Annotated in this window: 19 protein-coding genes; 10 read left to right on the top strand and 9 right to left on the bottom strand. The window is 59.1% G+C overall.

The window, feature by feature from the left end; translation table 11 throughout:
- The first annotated feature begins 97 nt into the window (after positions 1-97).
- The 6 genes from H1B37_RS34615 to dapA all read left to right on the top strand — a co-directional run bounded on the left by H1B37_RS34615 (position 98) and on the right by dapA (position 8,350).
- Entirely contained in the window at positions 98-739 is a 642-nt protein-coding gene (locus H1B37_RS34615; protein ID WP_182870738.1) for a hypothetical protein, read from the top strand.
- The gene (locus H1B37_RS34610) at positions 691-1,254 is read left to right on the top strand and encodes a DUF4129 domain-containing protein (protein WP_182870737.1); all 564 of its coding nucleotides are present in this window, start codon (positions 691-693) and stop codon (positions 1,252-1,254) included. The genes H1B37_RS34615 and H1B37_RS34610 overlap by 49 nt, the downstream gene beginning before the upstream one ends.
- Before the next feature lie 277 nt (positions 1,255-1,531).
- Positions 1,532-3,952, top strand: a complete 2,421-nt coding sequence (locus H1B37_RS28750) for a hypothetical protein (protein ID WP_182870736.1) — start codon at positions 1,532-1,534, stop codon at positions 3,950-3,952.
- A complete protein-coding gene (locus H1B37_RS28745; protein WP_182870735.1) occupies positions 3,949-4,875 on the top strand; it encodes an ABC transporter ATP-binding protein in 927 nt (308 codons plus the stop codon). The genes H1B37_RS28750 and H1B37_RS28745 overlap by 4 nt, the downstream gene beginning before the upstream one ends.
- On the top strand, positions 4,872-7,430 hold the full coding sequence (locus tag H1B37_RS28740) for a hypothetical protein (protein ID WP_182870734.1): 2,559 nt from the start codon (positions 4,872-4,874) through the stop codon (positions 7,428-7,430). The genes H1B37_RS28745 and H1B37_RS28740 overlap by 4 nt, the downstream gene beginning before the upstream one ends.
- A gap of 14 nt (positions 7,431-7,444) precedes the next feature.
- Positions 7,445-8,350 (top strand): 4-hydroxy-tetrahydrodipicolinate synthase, encoded by a 906-nt coding sequence (gene dapA, locus H1B37_RS28735; RefSeq protein WP_182870733.1) that lies wholly within the window; start codon positions 7,445-7,447, stop codon positions 8,348-8,350.
- Between the two features lie 144 nt (positions 8,351-8,494).
- Here dapA and H1B37_RS28730 read toward each other — a convergent pair whose 3' ends face one another.
- The 8 genes from H1B37_RS28730 to H1B37_RS28695 form a co-directional block, all read right to left on the bottom strand.
- Complete coding sequence (locus H1B37_RS28730; protein WP_182870732.1) at positions 8,495-8,698, bottom strand: hypothetical protein; 204 nt, start codon at positions 8,696-8,698, stop codon at positions 8,495-8,497.
- Between the two features lie 343 nt (positions 8,699-9,041).
- A complete protein-coding gene (locus tag H1B37_RS28725; protein WP_182870731.1) occupies positions 9,042-10,352 on the bottom strand; it encodes a homoserine dehydrogenase in 1,311 nt (436 codons plus the stop codon).
- Between the two features lie 46 nt (positions 10,353-10,398).
- The gene (locus H1B37_RS28720; RefSeq protein ID WP_182870730.1) at positions 10,399-10,764 is read right to left on the bottom strand and encodes a PilZ domain-containing protein; all 366 of its coding nucleotides are present in this window, start codon (positions 10,762-10,764) and stop codon (positions 10,399-10,401) included.
- Between the two features lie 319 nt (positions 10,765-11,083).
- Complete coding sequence (locus H1B37_RS28715; protein ID WP_182870729.1) at positions 11,084-11,962, bottom strand: sugar phosphate isomerase/epimerase family protein; 879 nt, start codon at positions 11,960-11,962, stop codon at positions 11,084-11,086.
- Between the two features lie 308 nt (positions 11,963-12,270).
- Positions 12,271-13,773, bottom strand: a complete 1,503-nt coding sequence (locus H1B37_RS28710; protein WP_182870728.1) for a glutamate synthase subunit beta — start codon at positions 13,771-13,773, stop codon at positions 12,271-12,273.
- Between the two features lie 65 nt (positions 13,774-13,838).
- Positions 13,839-18,410: a glutamate synthase large subunit gene (gene gltB / locus H1B37_RS28705; protein WP_182870727.1), complete on the bottom strand. Its 4,572-nt coding sequence runs from the start codon at positions 18,408-18,410 to the stop codon at positions 13,839-13,841.
- A gap of 124 nt (positions 18,411-18,534) precedes the next feature.
- Positions 18,535-19,509, bottom strand: a complete 975-nt coding sequence (locus tag H1B37_RS28700) for a LysR family transcriptional regulator (protein ID WP_182870726.1) — start codon at positions 19,507-19,509, stop codon at positions 18,535-18,537.
- A gap of 264 nt (positions 19,510-19,773) precedes the next feature.
- Entirely contained in the window at positions 19,774-20,034 is a 261-nt protein-coding gene (locus H1B37_RS28695) for a hypothetical protein (protein WP_182870725.1), read from the bottom strand.
- Between the two features lie 686 nt (positions 20,035-20,720).
- Between H1B37_RS28695 and H1B37_RS28690 the strand changes: the two genes are divergently transcribed.
- A complete protein-coding gene (locus H1B37_RS28690; RefSeq protein WP_286178312.1) occupies positions 20,721-22,484 on the top strand; it encodes an alpha-amylase family glycosyl hydrolase in 1,764 nt (587 codons plus the stop codon).
- A 151-nt stretch (positions 22,485-22,635) separates the two neighbouring features.
- On the opposite strand, the gene H1B37_RS28685 is transcribed toward H1B37_RS28690, so the two are convergent.
- Positions 22,636-23,112: a F0F1 ATP synthase subunit B gene (locus H1B37_RS28685; RefSeq protein ID WP_182870723.1), complete on the bottom strand. Its 477-nt coding sequence runs from the start codon at positions 23,110-23,112 to the stop codon at positions 22,636-22,638.
- Positions 23,113-23,185: 73 nt separating this feature from the next.
- Between H1B37_RS28685 and H1B37_RS34135 the strand changes: the two genes are divergently transcribed.
- The 3 genes from H1B37_RS34135 (at position 23,186) to H1B37_RS28670 (ending at position 24,863) form a co-directional block, all read left to right on the top strand.
- On the top strand, positions 23,186-23,344 hold the full coding sequence (locus H1B37_RS34135) for a hypothetical protein (protein ID WP_286178311.1): 159 nt from the start codon (positions 23,186-23,188) through the stop codon (positions 23,342-23,344).
- A gap of 467 nt (positions 23,345-23,811) precedes the next feature.
- Positions 23,812-24,378 carry a type 1 glutamine amidotransferase domain-containing protein gene (locus H1B37_RS28675; protein WP_182870722.1) on the top strand — a complete coding sequence of 189 codons (567 nt, stop codon included), beginning with the start codon at positions 23,812-23,814 and terminating at the stop codon, positions 24,376-24,378.
- A gap of 155 nt (positions 24,379-24,533) precedes the next feature.
- Positions 24,534-24,863: a hypothetical protein gene (locus tag H1B37_RS28670; RefSeq protein ID WP_182870721.1), complete on the top strand. Its 330-nt coding sequence runs from the start codon at positions 24,534-24,536 to the stop codon at positions 24,861-24,863.
- Positions 24,864-25,533 lie beyond the last annotated feature (670 nt).

Raw genomic sequence — 25,533 nt, 5'->3', positions numbered from 1 at the left:
AGCGACACCGACGCCGAAACCAGCCGGGATCCGTCGCCACAGGGAAAAGATCAAAAGGGAGCCGGCGTCAATCAAAATCGCCCCAGCGGAAAACCGGGTGGCGAGAAACAGGGGCAACAGCAATCTGGGCAGCAGCAATCCGGGCAGCAGCAATCCGGGCAGCAGCAATCCGGGCAGCAGCAATCCGGGCAGCAGCAATCTGGGCAGCAGCAATCTGGGCAGCAGCAATCTGGGCAGCAGCAATCCGGGCAGCAGCAATCCGGGCAGCAGCAATCCGGGCAGCAGCAATCCGGGCAGCAGCAATCCGGGCAGCAGCAATCCGGGCAGCAGCAATCCGGGCAGCAGCAATCCGGGCAGCAGCAATCTGGGCAGCAGCAATCCGGGCAGCAGCAATCTGGGCAGCAGCAATCTGGGCAGCAGCAATCTGGGCAGCAGCAATCCGGGCAAGACGCAACGGCGCAATCCCGCTCGGCCGAATCGTCTCAAAGCGACAAGCGGCCGTTTGAAGGTGACGAATCGAGTTCAGGTCAACGCGGCGAATCGTCAGCGGATCAACCGGTTCGCAGCGAGGAATCACGGCACAGTGACACATCAGGATCGGCGGAGGACGCGGACCAGGCCGATGCCGCGGAGGCTACGGATGCGTCAGATGAGTCGACGTCATCGTCCGGTGACGGTTCGTTTCCGTCGATGCCGAATGTTCTGCCCGCGATCGGCGGTCTGCTTCGTTTGCTTCTGATCCTCGGACTCCTCGCGATCATCGCGTTTTATCTGTATCAAATGCGAGCGCGATTGGCGCTGTGGTGGCAATCGCTGTTCGGATCTCGGGACGACGCGCCGATCGCCGATGACGCGCGGGGGCTGGCGGGGCTTGATCAGAAGCCGCAGAGACCGTTTTCATCGTTCCGCAATCCGATCGGGCACGAAAAAGATCCGCGTCGCGTGGTGGTGATCACCTGCCAAGCGTTCGAGGCATGGGCCCGTGAGCGTGGCTATCCACGCGGCCGCGACGAAACGTTTTCGGAGTTCGGGATACGGCTCAGGCAAACCGCAAAGCAGCGACATGACGCATTGGAGTTGTTCGGACGGATCGACAACGCGACGGTCCGTTTGGCATCGGCTTATGATCGGATTGTTTATGGACGCGGGATGGCGCGTCAAAGCGATCTCGATGCGGCCGGCGTGATCTGGAAACACATGACCCGCGTCCCGGCTGTCGATCCGGCTGTCGTGTCGGCAACGACTGTGGGATAGGCTCCCTGTCTGTCACGCCACCTGCGGGTCGCGGGGCAACACTGCTTGCTAGACGAAACATTGTGAATCGCTGTTCAAACGTAGCTACCTTCGCCAGAAGGTGGGCCCCCATCGTCTTCCACGCTCTGGCGAGCGTGGCTACATCACAGTTCTCCGCCAAGTAATCTCCGCAACGGGAATCCTCTCGCGGGCACCGATCGCGTACACTAGCGTTCATTCGGACGGGGAGATTCCCCGGCACGTCTTCTCTGTCACCTTTCCACGTCGATTATTCCGAATGCCGCGCCCTGCGTTTTTGCTGTTTGCCCTGCTGACCGTTCCGTTGATCGTCGGTTGTGAAGGGTGCACGCCGGCCACGCCGACCGACCCGGATGCTGCCGACAATGAAAAGGCGCCCGAGGAAGCCTATTCGACCAAGCCCCCGATCGTGTTTCCCTCCGATCAAAGCGAATCGATCGGAACAGTCAAACCCGGCCACTGGATGACGGCCGAACAATCGATCCGCAGCAACAAGTCGGACACGCGGGGCGAATTGACCAGTCGCTCGGAAGTGATTCTGCGGGATGTGAACATGGAAAAGACGGGCACGATTCGCAGTCTGGACTCGATCCGCCCGGTCGTCTTGCCCAAAGGCCAGATGCGGGGGTTTGATTTCCGCTTTCGATGCCCGATCCCGAATTCGATAGAAATCCGCCGCATCAATCTGGCCAGCCAACTCGTCCCACGCAGCGGCGGCGTCTTGGACACCGGCGGCCAACCGTTCAACGTGATGCGGGGCAGCGAGTACTTTTTCGTCGTCTTGAGTCAACGGCCGGAACGCTTCACGCGTCTGCAAACGGCCAACTGGACGCGGTCGTTCGAATCCGAGATTCAGGATCCCACCGGTCACGGCAACTATCGCGTGGTCGTTCCCGACGCCAGTGATTTGCTGCCGCTGCCGGAAACGATGTTGGATCTGACCAGCACCGCCGTGGTGCTGTGGGATGACCTGTCCGAGGACGCGCTGACGCCACAGCAAAAAACGGCTTTGGCCGATTGGATTCGATTCGGGGGCCGGTTGATCGTCAACGGACCGACGGCCAGCGAGTCGATCGCCAACACGGCGCTGGCGGATGTCCTGCCACTGCTGCCGACCAGCAACATCGAATTGGACTCCGACGCGGCGGCCGAATTATTAACCAAGAATTCGGTGGCCACCGATCGATCGTTGGAAAAACAAGTCGAATTGATTCGTTCCGAAAGCAGCCACATTGCCATCGACGGGCGACTGGATCCCGACGCGACCGCCGTCGACAACACCGCGTCGTTGGTGCTGTCACGCCGCATCGGCCGCGGCGTCGTCGTCCAGCCACGATTCGATTTGACCGACAACTGGGTGGAAGTGTGGGATTCGTATGACAGTTTCGTCAACAGCGTGATTTTGAATCGCCCGCCGCGCGAGTATGTCGCTCCGGATCACGGTGACATCAGCCAAGAAGAACTGGCCGAGCAGGGGTACAACGCGAATGATTTGCGACTGTATTTTCAAGGCACGACGCTCCGATCCGATGCCGCGGTCAACACCGAGTTTCGTCTGACAACGCGCGACAGTCTGCTCGCCGGTGGCGATGACGAGGCGAAGAAGAGCAACAGTCCGTTTGACCGGTTCTCGCGAGTCGACGCCGTGACGGGCATCTCGGCCTGGAACGATTCCAGCGACGCCGTCACGATGTTACAGCAGAAATTGACCAGCGAAGCGGGCATCGAAATCCCGGGCTCTTCGTTAGTCATTCGCTCGTTGGCGATTTATCTGGTCGTGTTGGTGCCGGTCAACTATGTCGTGTTTCGTCTGATGAATCGGCTGGAATACGCCTGGTTCGCCGTTCCGTTGATCGCGGTGATCGGCGCCATCTTTGCCGCCCGACAGGCGCGTTTGGACATCGGGTTTGCACGCAGCACGACCGAATTGGCGATTTTGGAAGCCCATGCCGGGTACCCGCGTGCCCATTTGACTCGCATGATCGGGATCTACAATTCGCTGTCCAGCCGGTATGAATTGCAATTCCGCACGGTCGACGGCATCGCCGCGCCGCTGGACGGGGAACCGGATCCGAACACCGCGATCGAGCCGGTCATCCGCACCTCGTTCGAAGAAGGCCCCTCGCTGGCCGATTTTGCCGTCAACAGTAACCGCATGCGCTACGTCCATACCGAAGAGATGGTCGATTTGGGCGGCGCGATCCGGTTCGACGGCGATCGCACGCTCACCAGCGAGGCCGATGTCGATTTTGTGGACGCATTCTTGATACGCAAAAGCGAGACCGGCCAGTCCGAAGTCGCCGTGGTGGGAACCCTCGAGCGCGACGAGACCAAGACGGTCGAGTTTCGCGAGTCCGATCGGGTGAGGATCGCGGACGATTTGCCGATGCACAGCCATGATCTGATTGCCCGCCTTGCCCGGGCCGATTCGATCCCCAACGGTTCAAGTCGCCTGGTCGCGCGGATCGATGGTTCGCTGCCGGGACTGGAAATTTCGCCGACGGCAAGTCAGCAAACGGCCCAAACCATCGCCATCATTCACATCAAACATGCCGATCTTCGCGAACCGGTTGCCGACAAGAACCTGGTCAGCGACTTCCGCCGAGTGAACCGCATCGAGACGACAGGCAATGACACGACTGGCAGCACGACGCCGCAGACGGAGACTCAAGTGAAATGATTACGTTGACGGGATTCGGAAAGGATTACGGAGAGTTTACCGCGGTGCAGGAGTTGAACCTGCATATCGAAGCCGGCGAGACGTTCGGGTTCATCGGTCCCAACGGTGCCGGCAAGAGCACCACGATTCGCTTTCTGGCCACGCTGCTGCGGGCCACGCGGGGGCGTGGCGAAGTCGCCGGTTGTGACGTGATGGCCGATCCGGTCGGCGTTCGACAGGCGGTCGGCTACATGCCCGACAACTTCGGCGTGTACGACGGCATGCGGGTCTGGGAATTCTTGGACTTTTTTGCCGTGGCCTATCGCATCGGACGCAAGGACCGAAAACAGATCATCGATAACGTCCTGGAACTATTGGACCTGACGCATAAACGCGACGATTTCGTCAACGGACTTTCGCGTGGAATGAAGCAACGACTTTGCCTGGCGAAAACCTTGGTGCATGATCCGCCGGTGTTGATCTTGGATGAACCGGCCAGCGGTCTGGATCCCCGGGCGCGGGTGGAGGTGAAGGAGTTGCTGAAAGAATTGCGGCGGATGGGCAAGACAATTCTGATCAGCAGCCACATCCTGACCGAACTGGCCGATTGTTGCACGTCGATCGGGATTATCGAACGCGGACAATTGTTGATGAGTGGTCCCATCGGAACCGTCTATCGCCAGATCCGCCGCAACCGGCATGTCGAGATCCAATTCGTTGCCGGAGAAGAAGCCGGGATGTCGATTCTGCGCAGCAGTCCTGCGCTGCGATCGATCGAACAGGAACCGACCTGCATCGTCGCCGAACTTGAAACCGATGACGAGGGATTGGCGACATTGATGGAAACGATGATCGCCGAAGGGGTCAGGTTGCGTTCGTTCAACGATCGCGCGCCGACCCTGGAAGACGTCTTCATGACCGTGACCAAGGGTCTGGTGACGTGATCGGACGGTTTGCGACGGTCGCATTTGTCGCGGCCGTCATCCTGGGATCGGTCTGGCCGATGGCGTTGGGAGATCGATTCGCATTTCGCGACGTCAATCATTTCTATCTACCGCTGTACGACTATGTGGCCGCGCGGACGGCCGCCGAGTGGTTGCCGTTTTGGAACCCGCTCGATCACACCGGGTTGCCGTTGATCGGCGAAACGTCCACCGCGGTCCTGTATCCTGTTCGATACGCGGTGTATTCATTGCCGCTGTCCAACGAGTGGCTGATGAATCTGTATCTGGTCGTGCATCTGATGCTGGCCTCGGCGGGCGCGGCTTGGTTGGCACGGACGATCGGCTGCCGTCCCCTGGGCGCGGTGGTCGCTGCGATCGTCTATCCGATGTCGGGAAGCGTTTTCGCGCTGTTGTCCAATCCTCCGTTTTTGGTCGGCGCCGCCTGGATTCCATTCGCGTTGGGCGGTTGCTTGTCCGCCGCGCCAATCCGCCGGCGGATCGTGATCGCCACGACGGCCCTGTCGATGATGGTGCTCGGCGGTGACCCACAATCGGCTCTGCACGGTGTGATCACGGTCGGTGCGATCGCGCTGCTGTCGGCCAGAGGGCAACTGAAACAGGCGAAGCGTCGGGGGCGATCCTGGGTCGACAGCGAGTTGTTCGGCACGTTCATCGTCGGACTGGTCGCTTGTGTCTTGGCCGTCGGGATCAGTTCGATCCAGATCGCCGCGTCGCTGGATTGGAGCCGTCAAAGTGTGCGGGCTCCCGACGCGGGGCCGCGCGGGGAGATCTATGACTTTTCCCTCGCACCGTGGCACGCGATCGAAGTCATTTCGCCTCGGCCATTCGGCGATCTGTTTCCGGTCCATCGTCGGATCGCGAACTTGATTCCCGGCGAAGGTCGGATGTGGACGCCGTCGATTTATGCGGGACTGGTCGTGGGGTTTGCGCTGCTTTGTCGACTGGTTCGACCGCGGGAGTATGTTGCGGAACCCTGGTTTGCCGTCGCGGTGGTCAGTTTGTGCATCTGCTTTGGGCATTTCGGTGCCGTCTGGTTCCTGCAACAGATCCCCGGAGTGCTGCCGCACAGCGACAGCGCGATCGGCGGGCCGTTTTGGTTCCTTTGCCATTTGGTTCCCGGTTACCGTTCATTTCGTTACCCGGTGAAATGGCTGCCGATCTTTGCGATCGCCGGTTCGATGGTCGCGGCCCAGTGGGTCGCGACCGAGCGTGATAAGACGGAAGGCCGCGTCGCGATCGCGCTGTTGCTGATCTTCTTGATCGCGGTCGTCGTTGCGCATGTGGCGATCGGCCATTGGGCGCGTTGGTATCCGATCGCCCCGAACGAGATGCCTGTTGATGAGTATTGGGGGCGTTTGGATGTCACCGGCGGATTGGTGCTCGTCCGACGGTCGTGTTTGTGGACCGTCGCGATCTTGTTGCCACTGGTCGCTTTGCGTCGGTTCGCCACGACCATCAGGGAGCGGTTGGGTGGGGCATCGCTGGCGATCGCGTGGGCCGTCCTGATTGCGATCGACTCGGCCGCCGCCGCATCGACGTTGTTGCCCACCGTGAACATTGAACGTGAGCGCCAACTGGCGCACCAGGCAAGTCCGCCGCCGATTCCAAAGACGCGTGTTCTGAGGACGCAGCTCGGGATGTGGCCTCGGCGATGGCGCCAGTCGCACTCGGAAGATCGTGCATTGGAGGTCGCTGCGAGCGAGCGGATGGCATGGTTCGGTCGCTGGCATCTGGTGCATCGACAAGCGGTGTTCAACAGCATGGTGAGTATCAAGAGTCGCAGCTATCGCGAATTTTGGTCGGCTTGCAATCATCATCTTGCGAATCTGGATGTCCAACAGCGGCGAGTGTTTTGGCAGGCAATCCGTCAGTGGCTGGCGATCGGTGCGGTGTCGCACGTGGACGGACAATCGTCGATGGCGGCGGCCGGGATGACGCTGGTCGCGGTGGATCGCAAACGGACCGAACCGGTTCATCAGCTTCGAGTGTTCACGCAATGGTCGCCGGAAAAACCGCTCCGCGAGCTGATCGGCGAGATCGGTCGGATGGATGAAAACGACCGGACCGGCCAGAACAGACGCCCCGACGGATTGCCCCTGCCGCACGTGGCATTCGAACAACCGTCCACCGAACCGGCGCGATCGGCGACCGTCGATCGAGCGTCCGACGGAGCGATCATCGTGGAGTGCAACTCGACGTGTTTGTTGGAGCGATGTGTGTTTCAGGACGGGAACTGGACGGCTCGGTTGACGCCCCCGGATGGTGGCCCATCGCGATCGCAGCCGGTTTTCCGCAGCAGTCACCTGAACCAGGCGGTGGCGATCCCCGCCGGAAAATGGAGCGTTACGTTTGAATATCGCCCCTGGTGGAAAGCAGCGGCGGTTTTCGCGACCGCGCTGGCGGCCCTCCTGTTGGCAATTTTGGCCATTTTGCCGAACCAAATCGTCAACCCATCAGTCCGGGGAATTGTGTTTTTCCTGATCCGCGGTAGGCTTCTGCGCTCGTTTCGCCCCTTCTACCGCAACAATCATTAACCCAGGGACCCGCAATGACCCAGCGTCGTGGATCTGATTTCGCCGGACTATCGGTCGCCATCATCACGCCCTTTGCCAACGGTGAGGTCGACTACGACCGGTTGAAACAGCAAATCGAATTCCAAATCGAAGCGGGCGCCCGCTGCATCGTCCCGGTCGGGACGACCGGCGAGTCTCCGACACTGACCCACGACGAGCACGAACGTGTGATCGGCGAGACCATCCAATGTGTCGCCGGACGAGCCAAAGTGATGGCCGGCACGGGCAGCAATAGCACCGCCGAAGCCCTGCGATTGACCAAACGGGCCGCCGATGAAGGTGCCGACGCAACGCTGCAGGTCGCGCCCTACTACAACAAGCCGACCCAGGAGGGCATGTACCAGCACTTCAAAGCGGTCGCCGAAGCCGTCGAGATTCCGGTTTGCGTGTACAACATTCCCGGTCGGACCGGAAAGGAGATCGAGGTCTCCACGATCCAGCGATTGGCGGAACTGCCCGGGATCACGATGGTCAAGGAAGCGACCGGCAAATTGGATCAGTGCTCGGCCATTGTCGGGACCACCGATCTGACCGTACTGTCCGGTGACGATTCACTGACGCTGCCGATGATGAGTGTCGGTGCCGAGGGCGTCGTTTCGGTCGTCGGCAACCTGGTCCCCGGCGACATGATCAAATTGGTCCAGGCCGCCGCCGGCGGTGATTATGACCTGGCCCGCAAGCTGCACCACCAACTGTTTGCCCTGTGCTCCAACATGTTAGGGCTGGCCACCAACCCGATCCCCGTCAAAGCCGCGATGCGAATGGTCGGACGCGACACCGGCGAACTGCGATTGCCGATGACCCCGTTGGACGAAGCCGCCGAGCAACAACTGCAGCAAACCATTCTGGCGTACGGATTGGCCAGTGCTGCGACGGCCTGAATCGAATGATAGCGTCTTGTTTGCCTAGCGATGTTCGCCGACGCGTAGAAACCGCACGTCCGAGGATCCGGCCTCTGATGGCGTGCATGAGATGGACGTCGCGCTTTGACAGGCTGCTGGACGCCTATTCCACATGAGCCGCGTTCAGATGCGGATCGCGACGCCCAGCACACGACGCACCTCCGCCGGGCTGGTTTTCCCTTCGCGCACCAAATCGGTCGCCCGCTCCCACAGCGACTTCATGCCGCTTTCGACCGCGATCCGGTACGTCTGACGCGAATCCTTGGTGTCCAACACCGCGCCGGCTAGCCCGGATTCGCGTAACGAGAGAAATTCGCTGACGATCATCCGGCTTTGGTAACCGCTTTGACCGCATCGGCAAGCGATCCGCCTTGACGGACGTGGTCGGCGACCGACCGCATCCGTTTCCCGTAGTGATTGCCATGGTTTTCTGCTTCGCGATCAAAGACGCGGTGCGGATCTAAACCGACTTCGAAAGAGATGCCGACACGCTCGCACAGCGTACTGAGGGGTCTGGTGTTTGATACATCCGGCGAGCACGGGGCGATTCCTTCACGACAAGAGACTCAGGCAATGACGAGGGAGCGGAAGGATAGCAAGAGGCCGACGCGATCACGTAAAGAAGCTGCCAAGGATTGACGTCGATTTAATGAAATGCAATCGCTGCCCGCTATTCCTTCACTCGGAATCGAATGACGGCACCTTGGACGGCCGGCAGCGATTCGATCTCCGAGGTGGCAAGCTTGGCGGCTCCCTCGCTGGCTTCGTGCGTCATGATCACCAACGGGACCAATTCCAATTCCCCGCCGGCGGCTTCGGATTCGTGCTGGATCACCGACGCGATCGAGATCGCATGTTTGGCCAACACGTTGGCGATCGATGCCAGCGTGCCGGGGTGATTGGCGACATGCAGCCGGAGGTAATACCGGCCTCGCAACGTGTCGGCATCGCGGAGGATGGCGCGGGGGGGATTGTCGCTGGAGAAGTATTCCAGCGTTTGAAACGTCAATTTGGTGCGTCCGACCGCCGTGTCAATTAAATCAGCGACGACGGCCGATGCGGTCGGCATTTGCCCGGCGCCCAAGCCGTGAAAGAAGACGGGGCCGACGGCATCCCCGATCGCTCGGATCGCGTTGAACGCGTTGCGGACCTCCGCCAACGGCGTCCCGATCTTCAACAAGGTCGGCGAAACCGACAACTCCAATCCGTCGTCGGTCAGATTGGCGACCGCCAACAACTTGATCCGATAACCGAGCTCTTTGGCGTAACGCAGGTCCACCGGATCCAGCCCATCGATTCCGACCTTGGGAATGTCATTCCAATCGACGGCCGCACCGAAAGCCAAGTGGGCCAGGATCGCCAGCTTTTGCGCCGCATCGGTTCCGTCGACGTCCATCGTCGGGTCCGCTTCGGCATACCCCAGTTCCTGAGCCGTCTTGACGACCTCCTGGTAGTTGGACCCGAATTCGTCCATTTGGCTGACGATGAAGTTGCTGGTCCCGTTCAGGATGCCTTCCAAGGATTGCAACTGATTGGCCGACAAACATTGGCTGATGTTGGCGATGATCGGGATCCCGCCGGCAACCGAGGCTTCGAACGCGATGCTGCGTCCGAGTTGACGTGCCCGGTCAAACAACTCCGGACCGTGTTCGGCCAGCAGCGCCTTGTTGGCCGTAACGATATCCTTGCCCGATTCCAACAATCGCAGCATGATCGATCGGGCCGGTTCCAGGCCCCCGATCAACTGGGCCACAACCGTGATTTCCGGGTCATTGACGACTTCGTCGATCGAGTCGGTCAACACACCTTCGGGCAGATCGACCCTCGCCGCCGCTTTGACTAAGTCTCGCGCGACCGCTTTTCGAAGCCATAGCGTCCGACCGGCGTGCCTCGCCGTGCGGTCTCCGTGATCGAGCAATAAACGCGCGACGCCGCTACCAACAGTCCCCAGGCCAACAATGGCGATATTTGTCTTTTCCATGACGGCAGATGTTAACCGCCAATCCCGATTTGAACGAGACGGGGACCTAGCGGTGAATATTGATGAATTGCCAGCCCGAGATCTTCCAGTTCGCTCCGAAGGGACGACACCAACGGCACTGGGCCAGCACCTTGACCGGTCCCCCTTTCAGCGACTCAATCGTCAACACCGCCGTGGATCGCTCGGGGATCTCCACGTCGGCGATCAAAGAGATGCCGGCGGCCGAGACGCCTCGCGAGAACGACAGAATCGTCTCGTCGGAACCGCGAATCTGCATCGTCACCGGCCGGACCAGATGCTCGCGGTGGGCCGACCGATTCTCGATGCGGTCGTAAAACGCGTCTTCCTCAAGAAGATCTCGAACGACGTTCTCGACATCCAGGTTCGGTGCGGTACCGGTCAGACGCAACATCTTGGGCTGGCTCCTGCTTGAATCGGCGGGTGACGCGGGCAATTGGCGTCGTTAAACGAGGACGAGGGATAACGGTCAGGTCAGGCTGCCGGACAAACGTGATCTGCCGACGCAAACGTTGTCGTTTAACCCTGCCGGGCGTTCCGCGGACGTGCAAATTAAATTTCGCTCAAATGATTAAGAAACCGAACCGAATCGATTCACAGGTTCGATCCGCGCGTTCACAGCGGCACGCTGTGGTCACTGAATCGCCCCCCAAATGGTCCGCAATGGGTGGTCCGGTGAACGTGGGTCAACCGGACGATCTCGCCGCTGGCGTCTACAACGAACGCAGAAAAGCCGCGCTTTGTTGGATACTCTTGACCGGGTGAGGGGAGTGGTCTTGTTCGACGTGACAATGCTCCACCCCGGCCTGGCCGGCAGCGGCGAGGATCGGTTCCATCGGGATCACACCGTTGCCCAATTCTTTAAACGCGGCTTTGGGAATCCCGTCGTATTGCGGCGGCGTGACGCTGCGATCCAGGTCCTTCAAGTGCAACTGCGTCACGCGACCGGAAAGCTTGCGGATCAATTCCGCCGCATCGAGTCCCCCGACGGCGACCCAGAAGACATCGATTTCGAACTTCATGTCGTCCGAAAACTCGTCGATGAACACGTCATAGCCACAGCGATCGCCCTGGAGCGGTTTGAATTCAAAGGCATGGTTGTGATAGGCCAATTGAACCCCGGCACGCTTCGCTTTTTCAGCCGCAACATTGCATCGCTCGGCGACCTCCTTGTACTGGTCCAGCGACCCTCGCAGCTCGGCCCCCAAGTAGGGCACGACGACATGCGTCAGCCCGGACTCGTTGGCCTTGTCCAGCAACGCCTCGAAGGGCTGAACGCCTTTCTGACCCGGTTTCAGGATCCCGTCGGTGTTGATGTGTGACGAGTTGACGGCCATGCCGTTGGCCTTGGCTTCGCGAATCATCGCGTCGGCGCCCGGAAACCCGTACGGTTCGACCTGCTTGTACCCCGCATCGGCAACCGCCTTTAGCGTCCCGGCGACGTCCGCGGCGATTTCGTTTCGCAGCGTGTAGAGCTGGATCCCGATTTGGCGGCGGTACTTGTTGTCCGGTTCCAAAGCGCTCAGCCACTTGGGTTGAGCCAGTGCGGCGGTCAGGGCGGCGCCGGTCGCAAGGAATTGACGTCGTTTCATGGTCGTGATCGGTGGTTGGGACGAGGAAAAGAAAGCGGCGGCGTCACCGCGTTTGAGGCGGATGGCATTCACGCAGACCATCATAACCAACGATGCACGCGGTTTGGGAAGTCAGCCCGCTTGGCCGAGGTCGTGGGCTTATTAACCTCTGACGCAACAGGCGTTTTGATCGTAGCAGCAGTCGCAACGACTTTTGCAAGCCGCCAGCCCTCTGTGGCGTTTGCCTGCTGCGCAAACGCCGTCTCTCCCAGAGAGAGGGAGAGAGTTTCCATCGGTTACCAAATCCCGCAGGAATCAAATCTGCGCCGCTAGCCGACTTGCATCGCCGTTCCCATGGTCAGCCCCGGGGCCGGCAAGTTGCTTTCGCCTTGCAGGAAAATGTCGATCGCACGTGCGGCGCCGCGGCCCTCGTTGATCGCCCAAACGACCAGACTTTGTCCTCGGCGACAGTCGCCTGCGGCAAAGACCTTGTCGATGTTCGTCGCAAACTGGCCATGCTCGGCTTTAAAGTTGCTGCGCGGATCGGTTTCCATTCCCAGCGATTCGGGGACGTATTGCTCCGGCCCCAGGAAGCCCATCGACAGCAGGATCAGCTGCGCGGGCCACTGTTTCTCGGAACCTTCGACCTCGGCCATCTGCCACTTCCCGGCTTCATCCTTGGTCCATTCAACCTCGACGGTCTTGATCCCCGCCAATTCGCCTTTGTCATCAACGACGAATTCCTTGCTCAGGATTTGATACTCGCGGGGGTCGCGACCGAATTTCGCTTCGGCTTCCTCGTGTCCATAATCGACGCGGAAAATGCGTGGCCATTCCGGCCAAGGATTGTCTGGGGCGCGATCGGCAGGCGGTTTGGGCAGCAATTCGAAATTGACCAGGCTTCGGCAGCCGTGCCGCAAACTGGTTGCGATGCAATCGGTGCCGGTGTCGCCGCCGCCGATCACGATCACGTCTTTGCCCTCGGCGCTGATGAATCCGTCGCCCAACGTTTCGCCGTGGACACTTTGCCGCGTGTTGGCCGTGAGGAACTCCATCGCAAAATGAATCCCCTTGGCGTCGCGATTCGGGATCGGCAGATCGCGCGGCTTGGTCGCCCCACAGGCCAACAGCACCGCGTCGTTCTCGTTGACCAACTCCTTGGGGTCCAAGTCGACGCCGACGTTGGCGTTGGTGACAAACTTGATTCCTTCGGCGGTCATCTTGTCGACGCGACGTTGGACGGCTTCCTTGGACAGTTTCATGTTCGGGATACCGTATTGCAGCAACCCGCCGATGCGATTGGCGCGCTCGTAAACCGTCACGCTGTGACCGGCCTTGTTCAATTGATCCGCGGCGGTCAATCCGGCCGGTCCGCTGCCGACGATGGCGACGGATTTTCCGGTCCGGCTCTCCGGCGGCTCGGGGACGATCCAGCCTTCTTCCCAAGCCCGATCGACGATTGCGTTTTCGATGTTCTTGATCGTCACCGGCGGATGGTTGATGCCCAGGACGCACGATCCTTCGCACGGCGCCGGACAGGTGCGACCGGTGAACTCGGGGAAGTTATTGGTCTTGTGCAGTCGTTCGATCGCTTCCTTCCAACGATTGTTGTAGACCAGATCGTTCCACTCGGGAATCAAATTGTCGATCGGACACCCCGAACCGGATTGGCAAAACGGCACCCCGCAATCCATGCAGCGCGCGCCTTGTTCACGCAGGTGGTCGATCTTGTGTTCGGTATAGATCTCGTCGTAATCGTTCAGTCGGACGACCGGCAATCGCCACGGAACTTTTTTACGGTCGAACTCTTTGAACCCGGTTGGCTTTCCCATCTGTCTGCTCTTGGTCTATCGTTTAAAATGTTTCGGATTTGATTTGGTTACCGCACGCAGGGTGCTTACGCGACGGGGCTTGATTCGCCGGCCATCGCGGCCTGTTCTTTTTGTGCCAGCAGCACGCGTTTGTAATCCACGGGCATGACTTTGACACACTGCGAACGGAAGGTCTCCCAGTCCTCGAGCGCCTCGGCGGCGACTTCGCTGCCGGTGTATTGCTTGTGGCGGGTGATCAGCTCTTTGATCTCGGCTTCCTCGTCGGCATCTTCGATGCGTTCCAGTTCCACCAGTGCCAAATTGCACTTCATGCTGAAGTCGCCGTTGCGGTCCCAGACATAGGCGATTCCGCCCGACATCCCGGCGGCAAAGTTTCGCCCGGTTTCGCCCAGAATCACGACGCGGCCGCCGGTCATGTATTCACAACCGTGGTCGCCGACACCTTCGACGACCGTCCTCGCGCCGCTGTTGCGGACACAGAACCGCTCGGCCGCCCGGCCACGGAAAAACGCTTCGCCGCCGGTCGCACCGTACAAGCAAACGTTACCCACCAGGATGTTGTCCTGGGACTTGAAACTGCTCTGTTTGGGCGGGTAGACGATGATCCGTCCACCGCTCAGCCCTTTGCCGACGTAGTCGTTCGCGTCGCCTTCCAGATCGATGGTGATGCCGTGCGCCAAAAACGCTCCCAAGCTCTGTCCGGCCGAACCGGTCAACTGAAGCCGAATCGTATCGTCGGGCAAACCGTTCTGACCGTAGACCTTGGCAACCTCGTTGCTAAGGATCGTTCCCACGGTCCGGTTGATGTTGACGATCGGGGATTCGATCACGATCGGCTCTTTGGTTCGGATCGTGTCGCGGGCCTGATCCAACAGCGTGGTCAAGTCCAGCGATTTGTCCAGACCATGGTCTTGGGCTTGGCTGCAAATCACCTTGACGTCCGGATGTGGCTTGGCAGCGACACGCAAGATTGCGGTTAAATCCAGCCCATCGGCTTTCCAGTGCTTGATCGCGTCGTCGGTGTGCAACACGTCGCTGCGGCCGACCATTTCGTCGATCGTGCGGAAACCGAGTTGGGCCATGATGCGACGGGCTTCTTCGGCAACCATGAACAAGTAGTTGACCACGTGTTCGGGTTTGCCGGTGAACTTTTGACGCAGGTACGGATCCTGTGTCGCGATCCCGACCGGGCACGTGTTCAAGTGGCACTTCCGCATCATGATGCAACCGAGCGTGATCAGGGGTGCGGTCGAAAAACCGAACTCTTCGGCCCCCAATAACGCAGCGATCACGACGTCACGACCGGTCTTCAACCCGCCGTCGGTTTGCAGAACCACGCGGCTGCGAAGGTCGTTCAGCACCAAGACCTGGTGGGTTTCGGCGATGCCCAACTCCCACGGCAATCCGGCATGTTTGATGCTGGTCAGCGGCGACGCCCCGGTTCCGCCGGTGTCACCGGAGATCAGGATGTGATCGGCGAACGCCTTGGCAACGCCGCTGGCGATCACGCCGACGCCGACTTCGGAAACCAATTTGACGCTGATCCGGGCGTCCCGATTGGCGTTCTTCAAATCGTGAATCAGTTGCGCCAGGTCCTCGATCGAATAGATGTCGTGGTGCGGCGGCGGGCTGATCAAGCCCACGCCCGGCGTGCTGTAACGGATCCGTGCGATGTTGTTGTCGACCTTTTTCCCCGGCAACTCGCCGCCTTCACCCGGCTTGGCTCCCTGCGAGATCTTGATCTGGATCTCATCGGCGTTGGTCAGGTACTCGATCGTGACGCCGAAGCGGCCCGAGGCAACCTGTTTGATCGCCGATCGTTTCGAATCGCCATTTTCCATCGGTTGGAAACGGATCGGGTCTTCACCGCCTTCGCCGGTGTTGCTTTTCCCGCCCAACCGGTTCATCGCAATCGCCAACGTCTCGTGCGACTCGGCGCTGATGCTGCCAAAGCTCATCGCCCCGGTGCAGAATCGTTTGACGATTTCGGATGCGGGTTGCACTTCGTCCAGCGGAATCGAGTTGCCGGTTTCCTTGAATCGCAACAGGCCGCGGAGCGTGCAACGCGTGCGGTTGTCCGAATTGATCTTGTCGGCAAACTTCCAATACGCGTCTTCGCTCTTGGATCGCGCGGCGACTTGCAGGTTGGCGATCGCATCGGGCGACCAGGCGTGTTTTTCGCCTTCGGCTCGCCAGTGAAACTCGCCCAAATTGGGCAGCGTCGGCAGGTTGTCGCTTTTGCGATTCGGGAAGCCAAGTGCGTGACGGCGCAGAGTTTCTTCGGCGATCACGTCAAACGAGACGCCTTGAATTCGGCTGGCGGTGCCGACGAAACACTTGTCGATGACTTCGTCCTTGAGCCCCAAGGCTTCAAAGATCTGGGCACCCTTGTAGCTTTGCAGCGTGCTGATCCCCATCTTGGCCATCACCTTCAGCATGCCTTTGGCGACACCCTTTCGATAGGCGGCGACGATCTTGTCGTCATCCAACGACGGGTCCATCAACGCGTCGCGACGAGCCTGCCAAAGCGCCTCGAAGGCCAAGTAGGGATTGATCGCGTCGGCACCGTACCCGATCAACAAACAGTGGTGATGGACTTCGCGGGCTTCGCCGGTTTCGACGACCAAACCGATCTGAGTCCGTTTGGCCTGTTTGACCAAGTGGTGGTGGACCGCACCGGTCGCCAACAGCGCGCTGACGGGGACTCGGTCGGGGCCGATTTTGCGGTCGGTCAGGACGACAATTTGAATGCCGGCGTCCGCCGCCGCTTCGGCTTCGGCCGAGATCCGGTCCAACGTCGCTTGCAGCCCCGCCTTGCCTTCGCTGCGGTCAAACGTGATGTCGATCACACGACTGTGCCAGCCTTCGTGATTGATGTGTGAAAGCGCCGCGAGTTCCTCGTTGGTCAAAATCGGGTGTTCGACCAACAAACGGTGGCAGTGCGCCGGCGTCGCGTCCAACAGGTTCTGCTCGGGGCCGATGTAGCACTCCAGCGACATGATCACTTCTTCGCGAATCGAATCGATCGCCGGGTTGGTGACCTGGGCGAACAGTTGTTTGAAGTAGTCGTAGATCATCCGCGGCTTGTCCGACAGACACGCCAAGGCGCTGTCGTTGCCCATCGATCCGACCGGGTCACGCAGGTCACGGACCAGCGGTCGCAACATGAAATTCATCGTTTCGCTGGTGTACCCGAACGCCTGCATGCGGTGCAGCAACGTGTCGCTGTCGAACCCATGGGGCTCCGCTTCGGGATGCAGGTCGGCCAGCCGGATACGTTCTTTGCGAAGCCAATCGCCGTAGGGCATGGCTTTGGCGAAATTCGATTTCAGCTCTTCGTCGGGAATCAGGCGTCCCTGTTCGAAATCGATCAGGAACATCTTTCCGGGCTGCAGACGCCCCTTCTCTTTGACAATCGCCGGATCGACCGGCAACACGCCGACTTCGCTAGCCATGATCACACGGTCGTCGTGCGTCACATAGTACCGGCTCGGTCGCAAACCGTTGCGGTCCAGCGTCGCGCCGATGTACTTGCCATCGGTAAAGGCGATCGATGCGGGGCCGTCCCAGGGCTCCATCAGGCAGGAAAAGTACTCATAGAATGCTCGCTTGTCGTCGCTCATCGAATCGTGCTTTTGCCACGCTTCGGGAACCATCATCATGATGGCTTCCTGCAATGTGCGGCCGTTCATCAACAAAAATTCAAGCACGTTGTCGAAGGTTCCCGAGTCGCTGCAATCGGGTTCGACGACCGGGAACAACTTTTTCAATTCGTCGCCGAACAATTTGCTTTCGGCAATCCCCTGGCGAGCCTGCATCCAGTTGCGGTTGCCACGCAGCGTGTTGATTTCGCCATTGTGGCTCATGAAACGCAGCGGTTGGGCGCGGTCCCAACTGGGAAAGGTGTTGGTCGAAAACCGGCTGTGCACCATTGCCAGGTGCGTTTCGAAATCCGGGTCGCGGAGGTCGGGGTAATAGGGCAACAACTGTGCCGGGGTCAGCATCCCCTTGTAGATGATCACCTTGGTGCTGAGCGAACAGATGTAGAACATCAGCGCTTGCTTGAGCGTCTTGCTGCCTCGCAATAAATGGCTAGCGCGTTTGCGGATGATGTACAACTCGCGTTCGAACGCTTCACCCTTCAGCCCATCGGCGGCGCCGACGAACAGTTGTTCGATCACCGGTTCGGCGGCACGTGCGGTGGGACCGACGTCGGCCAGGTCCGTCGCCTGGTGCACGTCGCGCCAGCCGTAGAAGACCTGGCCCCGATCCGCGATCAGTTGTTCGATCGTTTTCTTGCACTCGGCACGCTCGTCCGCGTCCTGGGGCAAAAAGACCAGGCCGGCGCTGAACCGCCCCGGTTCGGGCAGGTCGACCCCCAAGTCTTCCTTGGCGACCTTGGCGAGAAACTTGTGGGGCAGCCCACACATCATCCCGCAGCCGTCACCGGTGTTTGGCTCACATCCGCACGCACCGCGGTGATCCATCGCCCGCAGGATTTCATCGGCATCCAGGACGTTCTGATGGCTGGGGACGCCTTTGATGTGGGCGATGAACCCGACACCGCACGCGTCCTTTTCGTGCTCGGGATCGTAGAGGCCTTGCTTCTCGGGCAGGTGAAATAGTGGATCACGCATCTCGATTTCTTTCGTTGATGTCATCGGAGTAGAAGCTTTCGTTTGGTGTGTGGCGGTGGTCCGCATTGCCGTGCGGGCCGTGAGCGATGGGATTGGTTGTTTGATGAGGTGTCGTCGTCGCGTCCTATGCGACGACAGAGGTTCCGGGGCTGATCGGTGGCCCCTCCGCTGGCGACTTTTGGCGAGTGCCGCTGCCGCGTTTGTCTCGGTCAGGTTCTAAGGGTCGGCCCAACAACAGTGATCCGAATTCGTAGCCGGCGGCACTGGGCCGACCGGAACGACGGAACACGATCCCGAGCGGGCGGACCATCCGCAGTGCGCGACAGGCGACCACCCGAAGTGCGCCGGTCGCCGTCTCTCGCCGAACCGCCGCCTCGGGCAAAAATCCGGCGCCGTCGTTGGCCTGGATCGCCCGCACGATCGAGTCCGCGTTGTCAAACTCGTTGCGAAAGTCGACGCGGATCCCCGCTCGCTTCAGGGTCGAGTCGATCATCCGACGCAGTTCCAGACTGCGGTCGAAACCGACCATTTCGATCCCGTCCAAATCCGCCAGTTCCGCCTCGTTGTGTTTGGCCAATGGATGTCCGGCGGCACAAACCAATCGCACCGGTTCCTTTTGCCATGGCACCACCACGATCTGCTTGCTGGGCTTGGGGAAACTGACCAGCCCGATTTCCGCATCGCCGCCAAGTACGTTTCGGATCACGGCCTCGTTTTGACCATAACCGATGCGTACATCCACCTCGGGGTACAAGCGACCGAACTCCTCGATCGCTTCAGGCATGTAGCTCAGCCCCACCGAATAGATCGCCGCGATGTGCAGTGGCCCGGCGAGACCTCGTCCAGCCGTGATCACCCGTTCTTCCAAGCGATGGTACTCGGCCAAGATTTCTTTCAGCCCGCAGTGATAGTTCGTCCCGGCGGCGGTCAGGGTCAGTGGCCGTGTGGAACGATCGATCAGCTGGACGCCGAGTGATTCTTCCAGGTGTTGGATCGCTTGACTGGCGGCACTTTGTGTCACGCCGCGAGCGTCCGCAGCTTTGGAAAAGCTACGCAGCTGGGCGACGTCACAGAAAATCTCAAGCGTTCTTAGTTGCAATCGTGTTCCGGATATTAGTGTGGCTAATACTGAGTGACCGAACAGTTCGGACTTGCTAATGCGAAGTTAAGCGGGCTCGGGGGCAGCGTCAAGGCGCGGTCCCCTGCCAGCCCCGCGGGGTGGCCTAACGCGGTTTTCCACGCCGCTACGGGGCCTGAATGACGCATCGGCTTGGAGGGGGATTCAGAACACTCTTGGTTCATCCGGAGCATCTTGGGACTGTTCGGTGCCCGATGACCGGGGAGAATGGAACTCGGATGTGGCTCAGCCTCCAGTGGCCTTGAATCGCTGAGGCAGGGTGAAGGAATAAATCACGATCAGAGATCCCACGCTCAAGACCAGCCATGGGAACCATTCCTTGGGTTGCCAAGTGATGGTGGTCTGTCCCGCGATGGCCGATGGGTTAAGAAATTCCTTGGCGGTCGAGCCGCGATTGGAATAGAAATTGGCACTGTCGATCACCAGTGATTCGAAGCCGACGATGATCGCCATGATGCCCAGCGCAATGAAGAAGGCACGCCACATTGTCAGGGTCTCCAAGGGAAGGTGTTGAGGGAAACAGATCGGCCGAATGCCGTAACAAAGCTCGCAAGCAAGGGAAGCCCAGGCAAACGCTCCCCCGGCCGGTCGATGCCTAATCAACTCATCGACGCCTGCAATGCTTGCAAATCAAAGAGAACACCCCAGATGCCAAAGGCGTCAGATCCGCGCCAGCCCTCAACCCCGCCAGCCCTCAACCCCAGCCGCCGCCAAAGGAGTGACAACCGGCTTCCAGCGAAGATCTTCAGAATTGCACGTGTTGAATGACGTCAGACGTTCAGCGATCAGGCCTACCTGGATGAATCCGATTGGTCGCAACAGTGTCAAACCAGCCGAATTACGACCAGCCGGTGCACCTCAAATTCGCTTTGACCATCACGGACGGTGCGACGATTTTGCGGAAAGAGGGTTGTTTTCTCAATCGTCTTTGAGAGTGACGAACACCGCGGGGCAACCGTCGTGGCCACCTCCCGCACGACTGGCACACGGTTTGCCCAGGGAGCGATCTCGCCAAAGCGATCTCGCCAAAGCTTGGTGTGTGTTCCGGGCGCTCCCTTCCAACCTTCGTATGTGACGTCAGTCGACCGATGAGTCAAATCGTTTCCACCAACCAGTCCCAGTCTCAGTCTCAGTCCCAATCCACCGTCACCTTTCCGCGATCAATCATCGGGATGGGACCCATCATCTTGGACACCGGGGTGGCTTTCCGCGTCTGGGCACCGCACGCGGACCGAGTTTCCGTCGTCGGCGATTTCAACGATTGGGATCCCGATGCCAACCCGATGGATCGCGAAGAGGGTGGAAACTGGCTCGCCGTCATCGAGGGTGCGAAACCGGGCGATCAATACAAATACGAGATCACCAACGGCGACCGAACGTTTTTACGCATCGATCCGAGGGTCCGCGAAGTCACCAACAGCGTCGGAAACGGCATCATCCACAGCCCAGACTTCGACTGGCAAGACGACGCGTTTTCGATTCCGCCGTGGAACGAATTGGTCATCTACGAAACGCACATCGGCACGTTTCATCGAGGCGATCAGGGTGATGTCGGAACATTCGACGATTACGTCAAGAAGTTCGATCACCTTAAAAAGCTCGGTGTCAACGCATTGCAAATCATGCCGATTGCGGAATTCGCCGGCGATCTTTCATGGGGTTACAATCCGGCTCATCCCTATGCGATTGAATCGGCTTATGGTGGGCCGACTGGCTTCAAGACGTTCGTTCGCGAAGCGCACCAGGCCGGCTTCGCAGTCATCCTTGACGTCGTGTACAACCACTTCGGCCCCAGCGATTTGGACCTCTGGCAATTCGACGGATGGAGCGAGAACGGCAAGGGGGGCATCTATTTTTACAACGACTACCGCAGCAAGACGCCGTGGGGTGACACCCGCCCCGACTACGGTCGTGGAGAAGTTCGGTCGTACATCCGTGACAATGCGATGATGTGGATGGAAGATTATCACGTCGATGGGTTGCGTTACGACATGACCCTGTTCATCCGCAGTGTCGACGCGTCCGGCCAACAGGACATCCCCGACGGATGGGGGCTGACGCAATGGATCAATCGCGAGGTTCGCAAGTTCAAAGCATCCGCCATCACGATCGCGGAAGACCTTCAAAACAACAACTACCTGACAAAACCCGCCGTCGAGGGTGGCGCGGGATTTTCCACGCAATGGGATGCAAGTTTCGTCCATCCAATCCGCGACGTACTGATTCAGCCGGACGATGCAGCCCGGGATATGAACAAAGTCTGCAATGCACTGAACCACCGCTATAACCACGACGCCGTGCAGCGAGTGGTTTACACCGAATCACATGACGAAGTCGCAAACGGAAAGTCTCGCATTCCCAGCGAAGTGGACGAAGCCGACAGCGGCGCGTGGCACGCACAGAAGCGAGCCACGCTGGGGATGGCATTGGTTTTGACGGCTCCCGGAATTCCGATGCTGTTTCAAGGCCAAGAGTTTCTCGAAGATGGTTGGTTCCAAGATGACCAAGAATTGGATTGGGACCAAGCCGACGAACACGCCGGGATTGTCAAACTGACCGCGAAACTCATTCGACTTCGTCGAAACCTGGAAGGCACGACCAAAGGTCTGACGGGTCAGCATATCGACGTGTTCCATGTCAATCATGATGGCAAAGTGATCGTGTTCAAACGATCGTTTGATGGTGGACCGGCAGATGATTGCATCGTCATCGCAAATTTTGCCAACCGGCACTACAACGCATACGCGTTCGGTTTGCCGACCGGCGGAAAGTGGCACCGCCGCTTTAGCAGCGACCGCAAACAATGGAGTGCTGATTTCGGCGAAAACGCTTCGGGCGATATCGAAGCCGTCGACGAGCCCCAAGATGGACTTCCACATCGAGGCGTTGCAGAACTACCGCCCTACACCGTTCTGGTCTATTCGCAAAACAACTAGCTCGAAAATGGGTTGGCACAATCATCGTCACGCGAGTGAAATGAGCGGAAACGCGCGGATCTCGCAGTCTCGGATTGGCTCTATTTTCGCTCGCGTTTGACGAGCAAACCGTCTTCCAGCGACTTGGCGATCGGCTGAAGTTCGCCCGGGCTCATTCGGTTCGATTGTCCTGGGCACGTGGAACCGGTGCCCCGGTTTCCGAATCACTGTCAACTTCGGGCTTTGGAACGATGTTCGCTTCGAGGGCTTTCATGCTTTGTTGAAGATCTCGCTCAGCTTCGTAGACGATGTCTTCTGCATCTCGTTTTGCGTCCGCTATCTCTTGTTTCGCTTCACGTCGGGCGTCGGCCACAATTTCGACGGCTTCTTCCTCCGACTGCGCAATGATCTCGGCGGCGTCTTCCCGAGCCTCCGCTAAATCTGCTTGGGCTTGCTCGGCCCGCTCCTGCGGCGTTGTCGGTTCACTTTGGCAACCATTGACAAGCAGAATTCCACTCATCAAACAGAACTTGCGAAAATCCATGTCGAATCTCTTGAGTTTATGTGTATCTGGTGAGTTGTGTCGATGACAGGTTATTGCCAGTAAATGATGGCGGCATGGCTTCTCCTCAACATGACCGTAGGTCATGCGACGCAAATCCGATGCCGATTGATACGCCACTTGCAGCATGGGATCACCCCGAAGGACGAGGGAATTCGCGATGATGATCCTGGCGCCGACGTTGGTTGGCGGATATTGCGGGTACCGGTTCGCGTTTGCCCAGGCCGGCCCGGTGTTTTTTCAATCCGTGGTCGCCGCTGTCATTCCGTTCGAAATCGTGTTCTTCGGTCGTTGCTACTTGGCTTCAAAGCGACACTAAGGGCTACCGTCGATCGGGGAAATCGCAACCCGTTTGGAAGGCCCGGCAATCTTTGTACTCGCGTTGCTGCTGATCGTTTCGGCATTGGCGGTCGCGGCGATCCTTGTTTTTGTCGCCGCAATTTGACCGGAGGTCGAAAGGAATGCCGCTGGCCGCCTTTTTGCAATTGCCAGGCAGCGAATTCGATTGGCACCGGTGAACGCCTTTCGACCGAATTGTTCGGTCTCGGCTCAGTCGATCCCTTACGCCGTTCGACCGAACGATGATTTAGTCATCACGCTCGCAATAGCACGAGCGGCGATCGCGTTTGTCTCTCATGGACAACAGAAAATTGACGCGGACTTGATGATGCCGGCACAGTAGTTGCATCCTCGTCCAGAAACGGTCAATGTCGTCGGCCGTGATCAATTCGCAACGCCCGGCAGACTGGCAAGATCACCTACGCACCGCATTTACGGAACCAAACCATGCCTGAGCAAAAACTCGAAAACAAGACTGTCGCGTTTCTCGTCACCGATGGGTTCGAGCAAGTCGAACTGACACAGCCTTGGGATGCAATCAAGAACGCCGGTGCCACGGTCAAGTTGGTTTCGATTGAATCCGGCAAGGTACAGGGGGTGCACCATGACGAGCAGGGCGACCAATTCGAGGTAAATGCGGTCGTTGGCGATGTGAGCGCGTCCGATTTTGACGCGTTGGTCCTGCCCGGCGGCGTGTTCAATCCCGACGCGCTGCGGATGAACGAGGAGGCCGTTGACTTCGTGCGTGACTTTTTCAAACAACACAAACCGGTCGCCGCAATTTGCCACGGACCTTGGACGCTGATCGAAGCCGGTGTGGTCGAAGGCCGCCGCGTGACGTCATGGCCGAGCTTACGAACCGACCTGCGAAATGCCGGGGCAACTTGGGTTGATGAAGAATGCGTTTGTGACCAGGGCTTAGTGACCAGTCGCAATCCTGACGATCTGCCAGCGTTTTGCGAGAAGGCGATTGAGGAGATCGCCGAAGGCAAGCACGCAGCGCAGGTCCCGTAATGAATCGGGAGCCACCCCCGTTTGAGTAACGCTAATACCGGTGGAATTCACTAACATAACCGCACGCAACGCCAGCAAGTGTGGCTCGACGTAAGTTACTCTCGCGCTCGCTGGTATTGACCAAAGAGCATGGCCTTCCACTTGGCGAGTCATGAGTGAAATCCACCTCAGAAACTAAACGAGAGATCGGGCTTGCGGTTTCCGTTTTTGGAATTGGGACGACGCTGTTGCTTTCCTTGTATTATCTAGCGCGAGCGCGGCCTGGCGACGACCCGACGTTGGACGGAGTCGAACAGTTTGCCGAGGGAATTGGTTACGAATTCCAAGGCATGTTGATCGCAGCTTGCGGGATCCTGGTGATGGGGCTGACCGGCGCGATTGGTCACTACTTGGGAAGCCGCGTGGGAAGAGTGTTGATGATCCTCGGTCTGATTTCGGCGGTTTGGTCGGTGGCCGTCATCGTATACGGAGCGTTGACTCGATGAGGTGACGGATGAGGACAAACTCATAGTGAGTCCCGGCACACCAATGATTCAATCGATCCACTTCGTGCTTCAACGGTGGCCCTCTCTGGCGTTTGCTTGCCGCGCAGACGCCTTCTCTCCCACGGGATGTGAAATTTATTGCTGACGAATACCCTTCCGAGCAAGACGATCTTGATGATTCGGGCTCCCCTCTCCACCAGAAAACCTGGCGAGCTTCAGCGAGTCAGGTTTTCTGGGGGAGAGGGGCTGGGGGTGAGGGGGATTCCCGGCTGTCAACGAAGCATTGGAGCGCGGGAGATCTGACGCAGAGATTCCACGCCGAAGTGAAGAGCGCCGGCAACAATTGCATCACAGAATCGATGGAATTTGGTGGGGCAATCGATGGGTAGCTAATCGATGACGAGCCCCTCACCCCCAGCCCCTCTCCCCAAAACAGATCGCGCGAAAAATGGTGATCAAAGAGTGACGTTAGCCGCGATCTGTTTTGGGGAGAGGGGAGCCATTTGGGAGTAGGAGCGCATCGGAATGAATCAGCAATACATTTCATGTCCACAGGGAGAGAATCCAATTGGACAGCGCCACTTTGCTTAAGAAACACCGTGAATCGCCGGTCGAAAGTAGCTACCTTCGCCAGAAGGTGGATGGCCAGGGTTTTCCACGCTCTGGTGAG

This window comes from Stieleria mannarensis (genome assembly GCF_014154935.1).
In the GTDB taxonomy this organism is placed as follows: domain Bacteria; phylum Planctomycetota; class Planctomycetia; order Pirellulales; family Pirellulaceae; genus Stieleria; species Stieleria mannarensis.
The sequence above is the reverse complement of the archived record's forward strand: the minus strand, read 5'-3'. Positions and strand labels throughout refer to the sequence as shown.

What these genes read in the sequence shown, in the direction of transcription:
- H1B37_RS34610 (WP_182870737.1), top strand. Translation starts at nt 691, where the DNA reads ATGCCGAATGTTCTGCCCGCGATCGGCGGTCTGCTTCGTTTGCTTCTG.
- H1B37_RS28750 (WP_182870736.1), top strand. Translation starts at nt 1,532, where the DNA reads ATGCCGCGCCCTGCGTTTTTGCTGTTTGCCCTGCTGACCGTTCCGTTG.
- H1B37_RS28745 (WP_182870735.1), top strand. Translation starts at nt 3,949, where the DNA reads ATGATTACGTTGACGGGATTCGGAAAGGATTACGGAGAGTTTACCGCG.
- dapA (WP_182870733.1), top strand. Translation starts at nt 7,445, where the DNA reads ATGACCCAGCGTCGTGGATCTGATTTCGCCGGACTATCGGTCGCCATC.
- H1B37_RS28730 (WP_182870732.1), bottom strand. Translation starts at nt 8,698, where the DNA reads ATGATCGTCAGCGAATTTCTCTCGTTACGCGAATCCGGGCTAGCCGGC.
- H1B37_RS28725 (WP_182870731.1), bottom strand. Translation starts at nt 10,352, where the DNA reads ATGGAAAAGACAAATATCGCCATTGTTGGCCTGGGGACTGTTGGTAGC.
- H1B37_RS28720 (WP_182870730.1), bottom strand. Translation starts at nt 10,764, where the DNA reads ATGTTGCGTCTGACCGGTACCGCACCGAACCTGGATGTCGAGAACGTC.
- H1B37_RS28715 (WP_182870729.1), bottom strand. Translation starts at nt 11,962, where the DNA reads ATGAAACGACGTCAATTCCTTGCGACCGGCGCCGCCCTGACCGCCGCA.
- H1B37_RS28710 (WP_182870728.1), bottom strand. Translation starts at nt 13,773, where the DNA reads ATGGGAAAGCCAACCGGGTTCAAAGAGTTCGACCGTAAAAAAGTTCCG.
- gltB (WP_182870727.1), bottom strand. Translation starts at nt 18,410, where the DNA reads ATGCGTGATCCACTATTTCACCTGCCCGAGAAGCAAGGCCTCTACGAT.
- H1B37_RS28695 (WP_182870725.1), bottom strand. Translation starts at nt 20,034, where the DNA reads ATGTGGCGTGCCTTCTTCATTGCGCTGGGCATCATGGCGATCATCGTC.
- H1B37_RS28690 (WP_286178312.1), top strand. Translation starts at nt 20,721, where the DNA reads ATGGGACCCATCATCTTGGACACCGGGGTGGCTTTCCGCGTCTGGGCA.
- H1B37_RS28685 (WP_182870723.1), bottom strand. Translation starts at nt 23,112, where the DNA reads ATGACCTACGGTCATGTTGAGGAGAAGCCATGCCGCCATCATTTACTG.
- H1B37_RS34135 (WP_286178311.1), top strand. Translation starts at nt 23,186, where the DNA reads ATGATGATCCTGGCGCCGACGTTGGTTGGCGGATATTGCGGGTACCGG.
- H1B37_RS28675 (WP_182870722.1), top strand. Translation starts at nt 23,812, where the DNA reads ATGCCTGAGCAAAAACTCGAAAACAAGACTGTCGCGTTTCTCGTCACC.